At 46.1% G+C, this 17,905-nt stretch carries 18 protein-coding genes; 1 reads left to right on the top strand and 17 read right to left on the bottom strand.

Features of this window, described 5'->3' with window-relative positions:
• Window positions 1-43: 43 nt before the first annotated feature.
• The 14 genes from ftsA to KNQ05_RS03260 all read right to left on the bottom strand — a co-directional run bounded on the left by ftsA (window position 44) and on the right by KNQ05_RS03260 (window position 14,523).
• Complete coding sequence (gene ftsA, locus KNQ05_RS03325; protein WP_214765220.1) at window positions 44-1,348, bottom strand: cell division protein FtsA; 1,305 nt, start codon at window positions 1,346-1,348, stop codon at window positions 44-46.
• A gap of 228 nt (window positions 1,349-1,576) precedes the next feature.
• Entirely contained in the window at window positions 1,577-2,350 is a 774-nt protein-coding gene (locus KNQ05_RS03320) for a cell division protein FtsQ/DivIB (RefSeq protein ID WP_088837430.1), read from the bottom strand.
• A gap of 59 nt (window positions 2,351-2,409) precedes the next feature.
• Window positions 2,410-3,504: an undecaprenyldiphospho-muramoylpentapeptide beta-N-acetylglucosaminyltransferase gene (gene murG, locus KNQ05_RS03315; protein WP_088837431.1), complete on the bottom strand. Its 1,095-nt coding sequence runs from the start codon at window positions 3,502-3,504 to the stop codon at window positions 2,410-2,412.
• A complete protein-coding gene (gene murD / locus KNQ05_RS03310; RefSeq protein ID WP_214765222.1) occupies window positions 3,501-4,847 on the bottom strand; it encodes a UDP-N-acetylmuramoyl-L-alanine--D-glutamate ligase in 1,347 nt (448 codons plus the stop codon). The genes murG and murD overlap by 4 nt, the downstream gene beginning before the upstream one ends.
• A gap of 37 nt (window positions 4,848-4,884) precedes the next feature.
• Entirely contained in the window at window positions 4,885-5,847 is a 963-nt protein-coding gene (mraY, locus tag KNQ05_RS03305) for a phospho-N-acetylmuramoyl-pentapeptide-transferase (RefSeq protein WP_088837433.1), read from the bottom strand.
• A gap of 22 nt (window positions 5,848-5,869) precedes the next feature.
• A complete protein-coding gene (locus tag KNQ05_RS03300; protein ID WP_214801897.1) occupies window positions 5,870-7,189 on the bottom strand; it encodes a UDP-N-acetylmuramoyl-tripeptide--D-alanyl-D-alanine ligase in 1,320 nt (439 codons plus the stop codon).
• A 106-nt stretch (window positions 7,190-7,295) separates the two neighbouring features.
• Complete coding sequence (locus KNQ05_RS03295; RefSeq protein ID WP_088837435.1) at window positions 7,296-9,434, bottom strand: penicillin-binding transpeptidase domain-containing protein; 2,139 nt, start codon at window positions 9,432-9,434, stop codon at window positions 7,296-7,298.
• Entirely contained in the window at window positions 9,431-9,817 is a 387-nt protein-coding gene (ftsL, locus tag KNQ05_RS03290) for a cell division protein FtsL (protein ID WP_088837436.1), read from the bottom strand. The genes KNQ05_RS03295 and ftsL overlap by 4 nt, the downstream gene beginning before the upstream one ends.
• Before the next feature lie 13 nt (window positions 9,818-9,830).
• On the bottom strand, window positions 9,831-10,769 hold the full coding sequence (gene rsmH, locus KNQ05_RS03285; RefSeq protein WP_029330916.1) for a 16S rRNA (cytosine(1402)-N(4))-methyltransferase RsmH: 939 nt from the start codon (window positions 10,767-10,769) through the stop codon (window positions 9,831-9,833).
• Window positions 10,770-10,930: 161 nt separating this feature from the next.
• Window positions 10,931-12,490: a bacillithiol biosynthesis cysteine-adding enzyme BshC gene (gene bshC / locus KNQ05_RS03280; protein WP_214804406.1), complete on the bottom strand. Its 1,560-nt coding sequence runs from the start codon at window positions 12,488-12,490 to the stop codon at window positions 10,931-10,933.
• A 25-nt stretch (window positions 12,491-12,515) separates the two neighbouring features.
• On the bottom strand, window positions 12,516-12,872 hold the full coding sequence (locus KNQ05_RS03275) for a DUF3397 family protein (RefSeq protein WP_214765228.1): 357 nt from the start codon (window positions 12,870-12,872) through the stop codon (window positions 12,516-12,518).
• Window positions 12,869-13,690, bottom strand: coding sequence for a ketopantoate reductase family protein (locus KNQ05_RS03270; RefSeq protein ID WP_214765230.1), 822 nt, complete (start codon window positions 13,688-13,690; stop codon window positions 12,869-12,871). The genes KNQ05_RS03275 and KNQ05_RS03270 overlap by 4 nt, the downstream gene beginning before the upstream one ends.
• 89 nt (window positions 13,691-13,779) lie before the next feature.
• Window positions 13,780-13,953: a 50S ribosomal protein L32 gene (gene rpmF / locus KNQ05_RS03265; RefSeq protein WP_012370841.1), complete on the bottom strand. Its 174-nt coding sequence runs from the start codon at window positions 13,951-13,953 to the stop codon at window positions 13,780-13,782.
• Window positions 13,954-13,998: 45 nt separating this feature from the next.
• Window positions 13,999-14,523, bottom strand: coding sequence for a YceD family protein (locus KNQ05_RS03260; protein WP_088837440.1), 525 nt, complete (start codon window positions 14,521-14,523; stop codon window positions 13,999-14,001).
• A gap of 155 nt (window positions 14,524-14,678) precedes the next feature.
• Between KNQ05_RS03260 and KNQ05_RS03255 the strand changes: the two genes are divergently transcribed.
• Complete coding sequence (locus KNQ05_RS03255; protein ID WP_088837441.1) at window positions 14,679-15,830, top strand: tRNA(Met) cytidine acetate ligase; 1,152 nt, start codon at window positions 14,679-14,681, stop codon at window positions 15,828-15,830.
• On the opposite strand, the gene KNQ05_RS03250 is transcribed toward KNQ05_RS03255, so the two are convergent.
• Genes KNQ05_RS03250 through rsmD form a run of 3 tightly spaced genes read right to left on the bottom strand, consistent with a single transcriptional unit; the run spans window position 15,803 to window position 17,858 of the window.
• Window positions 15,803-16,801 carry a SepM family pheromone-processing serine protease gene (locus KNQ05_RS03250; protein ID WP_214765236.1) on the bottom strand — a complete coding sequence of 333 codons (999 nt, stop codon included), beginning with the start codon at window positions 16,799-16,801 and terminating at the stop codon, window positions 15,803-15,805. The two genes, KNQ05_RS03255 and KNQ05_RS03250, sit on opposite strands and share 28 nt — an antisense overlap.
• Window positions 16,798-17,292, bottom strand: a complete 495-nt coding sequence (coaD, locus tag KNQ05_RS03245; protein ID WP_088837443.1) for a pantetheine-phosphate adenylyltransferase — start codon at window positions 17,290-17,292, stop codon at window positions 16,798-16,800. The genes KNQ05_RS03250 and coaD overlap by 4 nt, the downstream gene beginning before the upstream one ends.
• Window positions 17,289-17,858, bottom strand: coding sequence for a 16S rRNA (guanine(966)-N(2))-methyltransferase RsmD (gene rsmD, locus KNQ05_RS03240; protein ID WP_088837444.1), 570 nt, complete (start codon window positions 17,856-17,858; stop codon window positions 17,289-17,291). Before rsmD ends, coaD begins: the two co-directional genes overlap by 4 nt.
• Window positions 17,859-17,905: the final 47 nt, after the last annotated feature.

The raw sequence follows: 17,905 nt of genomic DNA, 5'->3' as shown, positions 1-17,905 counted from the left end.
AAAAGGGGCCCCCTAATTTTTTATACTCATTGTATTTTAGTCATTAACCAAAAAACTTTTCAAAGAAACTACTGAATGATTTACGCTCTTTTGGAGGTTGTTCCTGTTGCGTTCGTTCTTCGCGTACTGGAGACGGTGTCGGGTTCGTAAGCAATTGTTCTTGTTCACGATTTTGCGCCACGACTTCCTTCTCGTCCGCACGATCAAATCCTGATTTCGAAACCGTACTTCTTGAGAGTACATAGCGTAACATGCCGGCTGCCACAGCGTACTTCGGATTACGAATGCCTAAGCTGGCCGGTTGGTAGACGTTGACGTTCTGGTTGAAAATCCGTTTCCCTAGCTGATCGATTCCAGGAAGCGAAGAACTTCCACCGCAGAGAATGATGCCACTATTCATTTGTGGATGGCCAGCCTGCGTCATCCGTTTTTGAATCATCTCGAAGATTTCTTCGAGGCGTGCCTCTAAAACGAAACCGATCTCAGGTTGCGGCTCAAAACGATGCTCCCCATTAATCGTTACATAGGATACCTTTTCTTCAGGATCCCCTAACGATTCAAGCGCCACTCCGTATTCTTCCTTCGCAAGTTTTGCATCTTGGTACTTACAATTCATCTTATACGTTAAGTCACGTGTCAGATGATCGCCACCATAAGGTAACGTCGTCGAGTAAACGAGATCGTTTTTTTCATAAATCGACAATGTTGTCGTCTCATGTCCAATATCGATGATGCCGACGCCAAGCTCCAGTTCATCGATTGATGCCGCGATTCTTGAAACAGCTAAGCTTTCAAGTACGTATCCTGCAAGCTCTAGACCAGCCCGTTCGATTGAACGTTTAATGCTATGTAGGATCGTCTTCGCTCCAATGATCAACTTCCCTGTCACTTCTAGACGATAACCGATCATACCACGTGGATCCGTGATTTCTGTTTGTTGGTCGACCGTAAACGTTTTCGGTAGTACATCGACAACACTTAATTCGTTCGGAATGCGCATGACCATTGCGGAGTGTAAGACGTCTTTGACGTCGTCATCCGTAATTTCATTGTCTTCGCCTTTAATTGAAGTCATCCCTTGACAATCCTTGACTTGAATGTGTTCTCCAGAAATTGCTACATATACTTCACCAATCGGTTCACCGAGTGTCCGTTCCACTTCAGCGACCGCTTGTTTAATGGCATTGACTGTTTGGTCGATATCGACGATGACGCCACGTTTGACACCGGCAGATGGTGCAGAACCCTCCGCTAACACGTTCAGTGTCCCACCGAGTAGTTCACCGACGATGAGTTTCACTTCCGATGTTCCAATGTCTAGTGCGGCAATCGTACCTTTCGTTTCCATGGGAGTGACACCTCCACTTTCATAATACTCATACTGATTGTCCCTATATATATTCAGGAAACAAGATAAACTTCTTCTCGTTTAAGTCTACACTATATAAAACCCTACGAAAAGAAGTTATTGTCTAACTTACCCATCTAATAGATTACGATTTGATGACGATACGCCTACTTATTTACTAATGAAAACAAACGTTTGTCAATCTGCTGACTCATGACTAGGAATTTTCTATTTTTTTACTTTATATGGTTTGAAATAGATTCCCCCGTCAATCGTGATCGTCCCTGTTTTTCCTTTTGGTAAGGCTGAAATCACTTTGACATATTCATTCAACGAGTTAGAAAAAGCTGAAGTACTCAATAAGACGGTATTGCCATCCGTCATGAATAACTTCAATCCCCCTTTATCGGTTTTATCGTTTGCAACGATTTCCGAAATCCGACTCCGAACTTTTGGTTCGATTTTGACGAGTTCCTTCGTCAACCGTTCAAGGGACTGATCTGTAAAGCCTGTTAAAATCGGTGCATCGAACAATTCTTCCTTCGACTTTCCAGGGATGATTGTTCCATCTGCTAAGACGATTCGGTCTCCGGGTTGATCTTTCGCGTAAGCAATTTCTTTTTCCTCCACGACATTAACTTGATAGTTATGGAGAAAACTCTGTGTCATCGTTGCTTCCCGTATACCTGGTACATCTTCGATTCGCTCTAGCACAGCTTCTTCTGACACATTGAAAGCATGTGTCTCCTTCACCTTCATCCGTGACGCCTGAATGATGTCTTCTTCTTTGACATTGACGACACCGTCAATCTCAAGTGTCGCTACCCGCGAATAACTGGACTGAAGATAAAATACGACAGCAATCAATAGACCGATCAGGATGAGGACATAGATTAAACGTCGGTTTGCTTTCTTCCGGCGTTGTTCACGGATATAAGGAATCTTATCTTCTAGACTACTGACAGTGGCATCCGTATCTTTTACCGGTTGTCGCTCCTTCACGTTCATTCCTCCTCTACTTGATTAATTTCAGTTCCTTATCGGTCTATTCCTGCAACTGTTTAGTTTTTTTGTTGAATCAAGCGATTCAACTCGTCTACTAAATCACTCGATGCATTCGGCATCCCTAAAGCGAATGCGGCCTGCGACATCGCTTCTTGATTCGCAATCGCCGTTTTACAAGCATCGAATAACGTTTCTCCTGTCAGTTCAGCTTCTCGGACGAGCAAGCTTGCTCCTGTTTCGACGAGGGACGAGGCATTTACTTCTTGATGGTTTTCTGTGACGTATGGACTCGGAATGAGAATGCTCGGTAATCCGAGCGTCGTCAATTCCGCTAACGTGCTCGCACCCGAACGTGAAATGACGAGTTGACTCGCCTTTAAGATATTCGGTAAATCATAGACAAACGGACGTAACTGAATCCGCTCCGGGACCGTTCCGATTTGGCGAGTAATCTCTTCAAAATGAACTTGACCTGTCACGAACAACATCGACCAATCCATCTGAATGAACTTCGGCATCATCTCGATGATTGCTTGGTTGATTGCTGGCGCTCCACGACTTCCACCGTAAACGACGACTAACGGGCGCCCTTCTTCAAAACCATAACGTTGCCGTTCAATGACCGGGTCGACTTGCAAATCAGCTACTTCGGAAGCCCGGGGATTACCGATTAAAACGGTTTTCGCTTCGTTTTTACCGAAATGGTGACCTGATCCTTTAAACGATAACGCGACACGATCGACGTACCGAGCAAGGAACTTATTCGTAATACCAGGTAAACTGTTTTGCTCATGGACGAGTGTTTTATACCCCATCTTCGCTGCTGTATAAAGGACCGGTCCACAAACGAAACCACCTGTCCCGACCACGATGTCGGGGTTGAACTTTCGCAACATTTTCCGGACACGGGTCACGCTCTTTAAGAAACGGATTCCCGTCTTAACGTTTTCAAATGATAACGAACGGCGAATACCTGAAATCTCAATCGATTCAAAGGGAATTCCTGCGCGTCGGACGATATCTGCTTCTAGCCCATTTTCCGTTCCGATGTATAGCACTTCACACGGCATCCGTCGCTCGATTTCGCGGATCATCGCGAGCGCCGGATAAATATGCCCTCCGGTTCCACCACCTGATACGACGATTCTCATTTAGCATCTCCTCCAATCGATTCGACGGCGCGAACAAAATGTTCGCCACGTTCTTCATACGTCTTATATTGATCCCAGCTCGCTGACGCAGGCGATAATAAGATGATATCCCCGGCTTGTGAGACATCAAATGCTGCCTGTACTGCTTGCGCCATATCGCTGACGACCGTTGCATCAATCTTTTCTTGACGTGCCAGTTCCGCAAAACGTGGTCCCGTCTCGCCCAAACCGACGACATGCTTGACTTGTGTCATCGACTCTACGAGTGGTGTTAAATCAGCACCGCGTTCTAGTCCGCCACATAACCAAATGATTGGAGCTTTAAAACCGGATAGTGCTGCTTCCGTCGCTACGTTGTTCGTCGCTTTCGAATCATTGTAGACTTTACGTCCCTTGAATTCGCCAATGTACTCTGTACGATGCGCGACGCCACCGAATGTCCGTAAGACGTCCTGCACCGCTTGTAACGGAATATTGAATGGTTCTACTAACGTCAATGCTGCTAAGACGTTCTCTAGATTGTGTCCCCCACCTAAAGCCAGTTCAGCGGCCGGTAAGATCGGCGTTTCACCAACCATAATCATGTCCTGCTCGACACGAGCATAAGCTGGACTCTTACGTGAAAAACGCAACCGCTCTGCTTTTGCCTGATCACTTAAGCGCATGACGACATCATCGTCTGCATTGACGACAAGGCGGTCATTCGCATCCATGTTACGGAAAATTCGTGCTTTCGCTTCCGCGTAGGATTCAAGATCACCATGATAGTCAAGATGAGCCGCTGATAAGTTTAAGAAAGCCGCACTCATTGGTTTAAAGGCGTGCATTCCCATCAGTTGGAAACTCGAAAGTTCAATCACGATGATTGCATCATCTTCCGCTTCTTTCGCAATCTCAATCGCCGGGAAGCCGATGTTTCCCGCCAAGTGTACCGGACGCGTCTGCTGTTTCAATAATTCGTGGACAAGCGTCGTCGTCGTCGTCTTCCCGTTTGACCCTGTAATCGCTACCCATTGCGCATTCGTCGCATGATAGCCGAGCTCGACTTCCGTCCAGATTGGAATCTGTCGCACCAGTGCTTCTTGCAAGAGCGGAATCTGATACGGAATCCCTGGATTTTTGACGATGAGCTCTACTCCTTCAAGTAACGTGAGCGGATGCTCGCCGAAAGTCGTTTTGACACCGAGTTTCAGCAAAGTATCTTGATCTGTTCCCGAGGGTGTTCCACCGTCGTTCACCGTCACATCTGCCCCTGCTTCGACCAAATACTTAGCCGCTGCGATACCACTTTTAGCCGTTCCGAGCACTAAGACCTTTTTGTTGACCCAATCAGACTTCTTCATCTTAAAATCGCTCACTTTCTTCATCCGGAAATTTCAATTAAACAAGCAAGTAGGCAATGAACGCTACGATACAACTAATCGAAGCAAACGTACCGACAATCCGCCATTCACTCCAACCGACCATCTCGAAATGATGATGAATTGGGCTCATCTTAAAGATACGTTTTCCCGTCGTTTTAAATGAAATCACCTGTAAAATCACAGATAATGTCTCAACAACGAACACGATTCCAATTAAGACAAGTAGCAATTCAAGTTTTAAGAGGATGGATAACCCGGCGAGTGCTGCTCCGAGTGCGAGCGAACCTGTATCCCCCATGAAGATTTTCGCAGGGTGGGCATTGAACAATAAGAATCCAATCAATGCACCGACTGCTGACATCGCGAATAACGCGACCCCTACTTCATCTGCAACGAACCACGCATACAAACTAAAGAACAGGAATGTCGGGATTGCTGTAAAGGATACGAGACCATCTAATCCGTCCGTCAAATTGACGGCATTCGAGAATCCGACTAACCAGAACAACGCGACAAGTGGATAAAGCAAGCCGAAATCAAACGTCATTGACGTAAACGGGATCGCTAAGTAAGTCGCTTCGCTCGTAAACCCACCACTCAACCATACAAATAATAATCCAACAACGATTTGTCCAATTAATTTTTGTTTCGAGTTCAATCCAAGGTTACGTTTTTTGACGACTTTGATGTAATCATCGATGAATCCGATCGCACCATAAGCAAGCGTCAAGAACAAGAGTGACAAGTGATTCGCTTCTAAGTCTCCCGTAATCATCGCCGCAATCAAACTTCCAATCATTGCGAGTAAAATGACGATTCCACCCATCGTTGGCGTTCCGGACTTGACCTGGTGCCACTGCGGTCCTTCTTCTCGAATTTCTTGTCCAAATTTCAACTGGTGTAAAAAAGGAATCGCTCTTGGCATGACAAGAAGAACCACGAGTAAAGCGACAATTAAACTGATGAATAATGTAATCATTGCAAACACCTACTTTTAAGAATTAAATTTTGTTTAAATCCGTTAAAATCTGCTCAAGCGCTACTCCACGAGAAGCTTTAAGCAACACAATCGTTTGTTCACCCAACAACGGACGAAGCAACGTAGCCGCCTGATCGACCGTCTCTGCGAATTCGACCACTACCGACGGATCAGTAATGCCTTCCGCGATATACCGTCCCTTCTCTCCTACAAGAATAGCATGTGAGACTGGAAGTGTAATCCGCTTACCGACCGATGCGTGCAATTCACGCTCTTGGTCCCCAAGCTCGTACATGTCTCCTAAGACAACAACGCGAGTCGGATAACCGTCAAGCTCTGCAACCGTCTCGATTGCCGCATTCATCGATGTCGGGCTTGCATTATAAGCATCATTGATAATGGCTGTCTTGTGATAGACGAGACGTTCCATCCGCATCGGTGTCAATTTCACTTCATCCAGCCCTGCCTGAATCACCTCGTCCGCAACCCCGAGTGCACGTGCTGTCGCAATCGCATAAGCCGCGTTGCGCACTTGATGTTTTCCAAGAATCGGAATACGGAATGTTGCTCCGGCAAATTGAAACGTCGTTCCGAGGAAGGTCGCCTCTGCTTGCTCGATGACAAATGTGTTTGCGTGGTGGTAACCAATCCGCTCACCTGTAACACCAGCAAGTAACGCTTCGTCTCCGTCAAGGAATAGATGACCATCCGGCTTTAGACCTGCTGTGATTTCTAATTTGGCTTTTGCAATTCCTGCACGCCCCCCGACATGTTCCGCATGAGACTCACCGATATTCGTTACAAGTGCGATATCCGGTTCTGCTAATTGTGATAAGAACTCGATGTCACCGAAGCCGCTCATTCCCATCTCGAGCACCGCTACCTCCGTGTCACGAGGCATCATCAAAATCGTCAACGGCATGCCGATGTCTGAATTAAAATTACCTGATGTTTTATGCGTCCGATACGTCGTTTTCAATACACTTTCGACCATATCTTTTGTCGATGTCTTACCATTGGACCCCGTAATCGCCACTACCTTTGGTGAGACGAGTTTCAAGTAACGTGTTGCAATATGTTGCAACGCGGCTAACGGGTCTTCGACTTCGAGTACGACGATGTCTGCGTCCGGAAGCGGGATTCCTTTTTTCCATAACGTCGCGATGGCTCCTTGGTCGATTGCTCCATCGATGAACGAATGTCCGTCGACGCGCGCGCCTTGTATCGGAACGTACAATCCTTCTGTCAGTTCACTTCTCGAATCCGTCGCAAAGTGGCGAAGCGATCTTTTGTCTGTCACATCTAATCCGAGCCAACTTGCGATTTCTGTTATCGTCACCATTTCATTTCCTCCACTCATTTACAGAAAAAGAGGACGAATTCAAAAGTCAACGAATGACTCCTGTTCGTCCTCGTTCTCCTGCAGAAAATTAGGGACCGCTTTTACCTTAATCGTTTGGTTCAGCGAGTTCAACCGTCAACTTTCCATTTTCTTTCACTAGTGTACCAGTTCGGGCTGATTGTTTGGTTACAAAACCTTTACCAATCACATCTAACTTCAAATCATACAAACTGACGAGCTTTTTGACATCTCGTTGCGACCAGCCGGTCAAATCAGGCATCTTGAACGTATCATCCGTTTTAAGAAGGACACGTTCACCACTGACGAATTCCTGACCACGCGACGGGATTTGCGAGACGACTTGTGCCCCGTCACCTAAAATAATCGGAACGGCACCTTGTTCCTTCGCTAAAGCCTTCGCTTCGGCAGCGGTTTTTGTAATATAGCTCGGTGTTATTTTTGCTTTGACATCGACTGACTCTTTTTGTGTTTCGGGTTGGATGCTCCGATACTGGAGTGCTGTATTCATGACGCTTTTGAAAACTGGACTCATGATACTTGGACCCGAGACCGATGATTCATTTTTCGATGGACGATCGACTGCAATGTACATGATGAGTTCAGGATCATCCTTCGGGGCCATTCCGATGAAGGAATGGATGAACTTTCCTTGGATATACTTCCCGTTCTCTGAAATTTGCGCTGTCCCTGTTTTACCGATGACGCGGTAATCATCCAACTTATACATTTGTCCCGTTCCAAGCTTACTGTTGACGACGCCATCGAGTGCTTCCCGCGTCGCCTTCGCCGCTTCAGCCGAAATCGGTTTGCCGACCACTTCCGTTTTTGCTTTGTAAGGAGCCTGATCGACGTGATCTGCTTTTTGGATGATGTGTGGTTTGACCATTTCACCATTTCCAGCGATTGCCGTCGCTCCCTGCAACAATTGCATCGGGGTCACGGCGGTCGATTGTCCCCACGACGTGATGACCGTATTTAACGGTTTTGATAAATCGGACTGACTGTTTACTTCTCCCGAGATGTCTATACCCGTCTTTTGATCAAAATGAAACTTCTTAAAGTATTCTTTATACCGCTCGATGCCTAGCTTTTCAGCTGTCAAAATCGAGAACATGACATTCGACGAGTGATAGACTCCTTCAATCATTGGAATCGTCCCCCAACCAACATCATTGTAATCCTTGATGACTGTGCCTTTATAGTTGTAGTTACCTGACTTATACGGTTCATTCGGCCGAAAGACACCGGCATCAATCGCAGCCGCCAGCGTAAAGATCTTCATCGTCGAACCCGGTTCGAACCGTGAGGAAACGGCAAAGTTTGTGAAATCTGTCATATCCCGCAAGTTCGGATTGAATGATGGTCGATCCGTCATCGCGAGTATTTCACCCGTTTTTGCATCCATGACGACACCTGTCGCATTTTTAGGTTTGTATTCGTCATACATTTTCTGCATTTGTTTTTCGAGCGCTTGTTGAATTCGGTGATCAATCGTCAAGTATAAGTTCGAGCCATCTTTCGGCTCATTTGAAATACGCGATCCACCTTGAATCAATTCACCGCCACTTCGATCTTTTTCAAAGACACGGGACCCAATTGACTCCCGTAACGCATCATCATATTGTTTTTCGATCCCCATCTGTCCTTTTAAGACGACGCGTCCGTTATCCTCCGTCATCTTTTGAACGAATCCGAGCGTATCGGATAGAAAAACACCGTTTGGATAATATCGTTTTGGCTCTTCAATCAGTCGGATTCCGGGAAGGTCGAGCTTATCAATTTTTTCTTTTTGATCAAGCGTCAAATCACTCCCTTTTTTTCCGAACTCGATTTGCGAGCGGTCTTTATTTTCAATCAAATACGTCTCAAGCTCTTTGACCGTCATACCAAGAATCGGCGCGAGCCCTGTCGCCGTCTTCTTATAGTCAACGACTGTCGCATCCGGATCTTGAACGCCGCCTAACCGGTAGACTGCGACAAGGTGGTAAGAGGGTACATTGATCGCAATCGGTGAACCGAGACGGTCAAAAATTTCCCCTCGCTCTGCCGAGAGCGTCGACTCGGCTTCCCAGCGTTTCTTTTCCGCGTAGGCAATCATATCTTCTCCGTGAAACTTTTTAGTTGTCGACAAATAAAGAAACCGGCCAATAAACACAAAAAAGAGAGCAGCAAATATCATCATGATGATGGCTACTCTCACACGGGACTTTTTAAGTGGATTCATTTAGGAATCACCTTGATGTTCCCTTTTCGCATATCAAGACCTTGTTCTTTCGCAATCTTGTAGATCCGTTCTGGAGAGCTTAAATTCGTAACTTCAAGTTGAAGACGTTCATTTTCCTTCTTCATCTCTTGCGTCACTTGATTTTCCTTCGCAAGATCTCGACTGACGTTATAAGCATCATTGTGTGCCCCAATCGTCGCGCTACCGAATAAGACGAGACCACCAATCATTGCACTGTATAAGAATTTTTCAAAGGGATACAGGCGATACTTCGGACGGACGGCGACGCGACGATTAATGTCTTCCGTTTTCGTCGGTTCTTGAACTGGGCGCTGACGAACAGGTTCTAGCGATTGGACTGGTTTACGAAGTGGTTCTGCCATCTGAATGCTCCTCTCAACTTTCCTTCATTTTTTCAACAATCCGTAACTTAGCAGAACGTGAACGACGGTTATCATCAAGCTCATCATTTCCTGCTGTAATCGGCTTACGTGTGACGAGGCGAAGTTCTGGTTCAAACTCTTTTGGAATCATCGGCAATCCTTGTGGAAGCTCAGGTAACGATGATTTTTCTTTAAATGCTAGTTTACACATGCGGTCTTCAAGTGAATGGAACGTGATGACACAAAGACGACCACCAACAGCCAGCAAATCAATCGCCTGATACACCGCTCGATCGAAGACATTCAATTCATCATTGACAGCAATCCGAATCGCTTGGAACGTCCGCTTTGCCGGATGCCCACCCTTTCGACGGGCAGGCGCTGGAATCGCGTCCTTGATGAGTTCGACCAGTTCGAACGTCGTCGTGATTGGACCTTCTTCACGTGCCTTTTCAATTTTCCGTGCAATCTGCTTCGAAAATTTTTCTTCTCCGTATGTAAAGAAAATCCGAACGAGATCATTATATGGCCAGTCGTTGACGACTTCATATGCCGATAACGATGACGTTTGATCCATTCGCATATCGAGACGCGCATCAAAGTTATAACTAAAACCACGTTCCCCTTCATCCAGCTGGGGCGAGGATACACCGAGATCAAACAAAATACCATCTACTTTAGTTACACCTAACTCATTTAGCTTTTCTTGCAAGTGAACGAAGTTACTCTTAATCAGCGTAAAGCGACCGGCATACGCTGCGAGACGTTCTTCCGCATGGGCAAGCGCGACGTCATCTTGATCAAATGCATAGAGATGACCTGTCGTCAATTGCTTCACGATTTCTTCACTGTGTCCTGCTCCACCTAATGTACAATCTACATATACTCCATCAGGTTTAATATCTAGCCCTTTAATGGACTCCCATTTTAATACCGTTTCATGTTCAAACATGCCCTGCCTCACCTTTCAGTGTCCAAGATGGACGTTACTCTTTTTCAATGTATCACATTCCTTATTTAAAACGTTACGAAAATGAGACAGTTTTCTTGATTTATTTCACTTTTAGGTATCTTTCGCTAAAAAAACAAAAAAACCTGCTCATTTCAGCAGGTTTAAAGCAAAATTTCCAATTGTTCAGCATCTGTCTGCTCATATTGTACACGCAGGTTTTGAATTAAATCTAAACCGTAGCGATTGAGCCATGGCAAGATGGAGTGCATGCGCTCTTGAGGCGCTCCATTCGGAAGAAGTTGATACTGGAGTGAGCGTTTTGTTCGCATGAGGCGATCGTAATTCCGCCGCTCTTGCGTAACGAGCGTATCGATTGCGAGTTGAATTTGTTTATTCAGCTTTTTCGTCGCTGATAAATTTTTAGAAGTTGCCCGCTCGACCTGTTCAATTTCTTGAATGAGTGCAGTACCTAAAATATGCGACGAATGCAGCTGACTATTTATCTTCGTCGCATCGAACGGTTCAATCGCTACACCATGCGATAATACTTGTTCTAGCGACAAGTCATACCGGCGAAGCAGCTTTTCGTCCCGCGCCCGTAACATGACGGCGCCCATTCGTGGAATGAGCAGCGGCATCGTCCAATCAAAGTGATGGAACAATGGTCGAAGACGTGTCCAGTAGGCAATCTCACCAGGTCCTCCGATATAGGCGAGGGTCGGGAACAGATAATCCTGCATCAACGGTCGTGTGACGACACTATTCGAAAAACGCTCAGGACTTGCATACAGCAACGCCAGTAACTCAAGTTCCGTGTAAGTCTTCCCCTGCTTCGTTACAAAGTCTTCTCCCGGGTACAATAAATCCCGTCCGATGTCCTCGACGAACAGATGCGCTGCTTCTTCATTCAAGAAGGTATCCGGTAAGTCCGTCGTTTGCTGAATCCCGATTGACAACGCTTGACGAATTTCTTTGTTGTCTTGAATCAACTGCTCAAAGAATGGAATTTCGAGTTCGCGTACTGCTTTTGCATCGGCATCAAAAAAGATGACATCATGATTCACTAATTCTCCGAGTAGCGCTGAGAAAAAACCGCCATATGTCGTTTCTTGATCAATCAACCGCTCCACCAGCAAAACAAGTTCCTTTGTATTTTGTGTTTCTTGGTCGACGCTCAAGGCTTGGCGTAAGACTTGTTTGACCACTTTTTGATCGAGCGTCATCCGACTAACGGAACGCTGAATCGTATCTTGCGGTGAAACCGTCAATTTTCGCGGTTGATATTCTGCCGTCGGTGCATAGATATGATTGATTTCATCAAAATCATGATCTTCGGTCGCGAGCCAAAAAATCGGAACAACCGGTAACCCCAATTGATTTTCCGCTTGCTTCGCGACCTTTAGACAGGTTAACAGTTTGTAAATTGCATATAAAGGCCCCCCGAAGATACCGGTTTGCTGCCCAGTAATGACGACTTGTGCCTCACCCGTCCGTAAACGTTCGAGACGCTGTCGAATCATTCCAGTCATCTGCGGATTTTGACGAATCAACTCATCGACGAGTGGACTGAGATGAGGATACTGACGCTCTCGAAGACGTTGGCTCCGCGCTTGCATCCCTTCTTCTCCGATGTGGTCTACATATTTAGAAAAGTCTTCACCCGTCGCTCTATGCATCAACGAGTTGTCTTCATATAAGGCGTGAAATGATTGTACCTTCAAACAAAATCCCTTCTTTCTAACTTGATCAACCAATCATTAGTTGACGAATTCCAATTCCAAACAGTATGAGATGTACAGGAAGGGCAATCAAGACGATGATTCGCCAACTATGTCGAATCATTTGGACATAATCGATGTCGACTTGTCGAATCCGTTGCCATAACGCATTTAATGCAAACACTGACAATACCGCAATCAACAACCAACCCATGTAGTTATGCCCCGTCAATGCGATTAACGAAACATGAATCGCATACAATACGATGAACGTCCCGAGATCAAGCGCGACCCGGACGGCCTTGGCATGCGTCCGAAACAACAACAGGAATAATAAGTAAAGGACAATTAAACTGAACAGTGGAAAGATGATAAAAACCGTCACAACGAATCCCCCTCTTGTTCTCGATGCTTAATTTCCTGAAAGTAATAAGCTAACAACGGTGTCGGTTGCGTCGCCTGCTTTAGCACATACCCAACGATTGGATCGATTTCCGTCATTCGTCCTTGCTCCACATCCCGTAACATCGACGAGCGATTGAGACGCGTACGCTTTAAAATCTGTTCGATTTCATCATACGTAATCGGGTGGTTCGGGAAGACACTACGCACTTCTGCAAAGACGGCACGTGCTTTCGATGCATACGGTTCATCGAGTAATCGCCCATTTTCAACCCCATAATAAGCTGTCAATGGATTGATGACAGCATTCATGAATAATTTCGTCACCATGACTGCTTCAATATTCGTTACGTGCTCAAACTGCAACGCATCTCGCTTCAGCATCGACAGGACATGATTCCCATATCGAATGCGCCCTTTTCCCGTATGACAAATTTCGTAAGGACCTGTTTTCATCGCGCCATGCTCAACGACCCCGAAAATTGCTTGCGGCAGAGCACGTGCTGCATCAAGATGTCCCATTCCATTTTGTAAAAAAACGACTGGATTTTTCTCGTGTTCTAGATAAGGAATCACACTTTTTATATCATACGACTTTGTCGTAACGAACACCAAGTCTTGTGACTCGAAATGCGCAATCGGTCGAACCTTTACGGTCGGACTCCATTGATTGTCTCGTAGGATTCGCTTTGTCCCGTCATCTAACTGTCTCGTATATAACGTAATTTGATGGTGCTCTGCTAAGTAGGAAGCAAGTAATAACCCAACAGCACCGGCTCCGATGATTCCTATTCTGCTCATCGTCGAATCACTCCTTTATATATCAAAAAAACGACCTGTAAAACCGATTTTCTCGATTTTACAGGTCGTCTTTATACCGATCATTCAGCTTACTTGCTGACGATTTCTTTACCTTTGTACGAGCCACATGCTTTACAAACACGGTGTGAAAGTTTCATTTCACCACAGTTTGGGCACTCGACCATACCTGGTACACGGAGTTTGAAATGAGTACGGCGAAGACGTTTGCGTGTTTTCGACGTTCTGCGGAATGGTACTGCCATCGTTGTCCACCTCCTTGAAAAAATACACTCGTCTTTATCAAAAAATTAGGAATCCTGATCTTTTTTAAAGAACTGAGCGAGACCCGCAAGTCGCGGATCAATTTTTGGTTCAGCTTCTTCTGGAGATTCTTCTGAAAGAACCGTCCAACCTTCCCCTTGAACCAACTGATTTTCTTCATCATCCCCATGCACTTGCACTGGCACATGAAGTAAAATCAATTCTTGCACGAGTGGTCGAAGATCGACCGTATTCCCGTTCGGTAAATTGATATCGTCCGAATCAACCGGAGCAGCATCAACTTCGAGCAGGAACGACTCGATGGATTCAATCTCGAACGGGTACGCGACGTCATTTAGCGTCCGGGCATCCGGAAGCGTCATTTCGCCAGTAATCCGGAGATTGAATATTAATTGATTCGATGTAAACGATGCATTTGCACGAATGTGCACAGGTTGCACCGCCCGGATATCCGGATGGAGGGCGATGAGCTCAGGAAGCTCGATCGTCTCGTTAACCTGAAGTTGACCCAGATTGCGCAATTTATTCAATTGCATCAGGGACCATTTCATCCGAATCACCTCAATTGCAACAATATGAATTATAGAGAGGACATCTTGTTTTGTCAATGTTTTTTCTTTACACTGAAATCGCTAGAGAACGAACACTTTCGGACGTCTTCATCCATATTACCGCACTTAATTCCGTTTGCAAAGGAGAAAGTTTCATGAAGATGACAGCAATTATTTCAGAGTACAATCCGTTTCATAACGGACACCTCTATCAAGCCAAAATCGCACGCGAGGAAACCGATGCCGATTTGATCGTCGCCATCATGAGCGGAACGTTCATGCAGCGCGGGGAACCTGCTTTTAGTGACAAGTGGACACGTGCACGAGCGGCCGTCGCAAGCGGCGAAATCGACCTTGTCTTAGAACTTCCGTTTTATTTTTCCGTCCAACGCGCCGACCGTTTTGCGCAAGGAGGCGTCACGATCGCCGAAATGATCGGCGCTACGTCTTTGTCATTCGGGAGTGAATGTGGAGACATCACCCCTTTCCTTTTAGCAGCATCTGAAAAAAATGAAGAGACTCCTGCGTACCAGCGACTCGTCAAAGAAGGCTTATCAAACGGATTATCTTCCGCGATGGCAGCGAGCCAGGCATTCCGCGCATTGACGACGACGCTCGACTTGACGACGCCGAATAACACACTCGGTTATTATTATGCCCGTGCTGCATCAAACATCTCCTTACATACGACAAAGCGTATCGGAAGTGGCTACCACGACCTGTCAGTCGGCGATATCATGAGCGCGACAGCAATCCGTGCCCACTACGATGAAACGCACCAATTGACAGGACTTCCAAAAGAAAGCGCTAGCGTACTCCAAGGGGCGACTTTTGCTTCATTTGATCTCTACTATCCCTTTATCCGGAACCGGCTTCTATCGACGCCTCTAGGCGTTCTCATGCAATTTAACGGCATTGATACGTCACTGGCACCTCGTCTCGTCGAAGGCGCCCGCTACAGCTCGACTTTCGACGACTTCATGACTTTCATCAAAACACGCCGCTATACGCGGACAAGTTTACAGCGCACACTCATTTATTTACTGACCTCGACGATGACGGAAGAAATCGATTCGGTTGCATTTGACCAAATCGATTACGTGCGACCACTTGCCTTTAATGACAAAGGAAGACAAGCGCTACGGCAAATCAAGCAACACATTCGAGTCATCAGCACATTCGAGGCGCACCCTTGGCTCATAAAAGAGAGCCAAGTTACGGCAGCGTATGCCGTTCCCTTGGCTCGGTATGACCAACTAGAGGAACATCGTCGGTTTGCTCATTTTTCTGGTAACTCTTCTAAATAATCGAGTGCATCCTCAACTGTTTTGATCGGGACGAGTTTCATTTTCGTCCCGAGTTTTTTGATGGATGGTTTTGCTTCTTCATAATTCGAACCGGCTGGGACGAACATGATTTCCGCTTCCGCTTCGTCTGCTGCGACGACTTTTTGCCAAGCTCCACCAATTGGTCCTACTTTCCCACCCTCTTCAATTGTTCCAGTACCAGCAATCGTATGTCCCTTCGCTAAATCACCATCTGTCAATTGATCATAAATCTCAAGCGTGAACATCATCCCGGCCGATGGTCCACCAACATTTTCTAAGTTAAACTCGACTTTCGGATCCGTCTGCACGTCTGACATCGGAAGCGGTTCATAGATACCGAGCCCGACCTGCTCTGAGTTCTTCGCTAGTTTCCCGACCTTGATCGTCGTTGTTTTCGTTTTTTTGTCCCGTTCGAATGTCACTTTCACATCTGTCCCTGCTTTTTTCGAACTAATTGTCTGCATAAAGCTGCTCATTGATTTTAACGGTGCTCCATCAACGGCAACAATCTGGTCCCCGGCACGTAACTTCCCGTCAGCAGGACCGCCAGAAATAATGCCAGAGACATAAACGCCTTCAAAGTCGACCTCGACTTCTTTATCAGCCAGTTCATATCCTTCAATCATTGCATTATGTTGCGCTTCTTCCATGTAAAGTTGTTGTCTGTTCTCGTATTGTGCGTCAGATTCACCGTCATATAAATAGTCACTTACATCCGACGTTTCAGAAAAAGGTAAAAATAAACTCTCGACTAGAAAATACGGTGTCGCCCGCCGTTGCGCAACGGTCAACATCATTAGATCGCCCGGCTCTTTTTCCGCACCCGATACGTCAATGATTTGTTCTGTCGATGTTGCGTCTCCAGGATATGAGATGAAATAGGGCAATGGAACAAAGAAGACGATCATCGCCGCGACGATGGCAGCGAGCGCAGGTTTCCATGCTTTCATTTCAATTCTCCTTTCGCATACTTTTGACGTAACGCTTCTTCGACGGGCGGTGGCACAAGACCGGCGACGGAAGCACCATACTTTGCAGCTTCTTTGACGATTGAGGAACTGAGGAACGAATATTGGTTACTCGTCATCATGAACAAGGTTTCAATCTGGTCATTCATCTTCTTATTGATTGAGGCCACCTGCATCTCATATTCAAAGTCGGATACAGCACGTAGCCCGCGTACGATTGCCGTCGCCCCTACTTCTGCTGCATAGTCGACAAGCAGACCGTTAAAAGAATCCACTTTGATATGCGGTAAGTGCTCCGTCACCTCAGAAATCAATTCCATACGTTCTTTAACCGAAAATAAAGGTTGCTTCGACGAGTTATTTAATACCGCGACGATGATTTCGTCGAAGATGGGTGCAGCACGCTCGATAATATCAAGATGACCGTTCGTGATCGGGTCAAAGCTCCCCGGACAGATGGCGATACGTTTCATACTTCTTCCTCCAGTTCGATAATTTCATATAATGTGATTGAGATGACCGTTGAGTACCGCATCCTTTTCACAACTTCAAGGCGACCAATCCGATCAGGTAATTCAATCTCTGACCCATGCTCACAGACGATGACGCCATTGTCCGTCAACATGTCGTGTTGCTCTATGTACGTGACGTGTTCGACGAGTCGTTCCTTGGCATAGGGTGGATCGAGAAAGATTAGTTTAAATGGCGTTTCTGATGCGAGTTCCGTCAAAGCAACGGAGACATCTTTTTTTAGGACACGACTTCTCTCAGCCAATCGAGTCGTCATCAAGTTTTCTTTAATTGTCTGAACCGCTTTAAAGTGCTGATCGACGAATACCGCTTCTTCACATCCACGTGACAATGCCTCGATTCCAAGGCCACCGCTCCCCGCGAAGAGATCAAGTGCACGTCCCCCGTTAAAATAAGGTCCGATGACATTAAATAATGATTCTTTGACCTTATCGGTCGTCGGTCGTGTATTATCCCCCGGTACCGCTTTAATTTTAGTACCTTTTCGTTCTCCAGAAATGACTCGCATGACTTTTCCTTCCCTTCAAAAAAGAGCGACGAGGATGTCCTCATCGC

This window comes from Exiguobacterium sp. s125, from assembly GCF_018618605.1.
Taxonomy (GTDB): domain Bacteria; phylum Bacillota; class Bacilli; order Exiguobacteriales; family Exiguobacteriaceae; genus Exiguobacterium_A; species Exiguobacterium_A oxidotolerans.
Note: the sequence above shows the minus strand (reverse complement) of the source record. Positions and strands in the feature narration are given on the sequence as shown.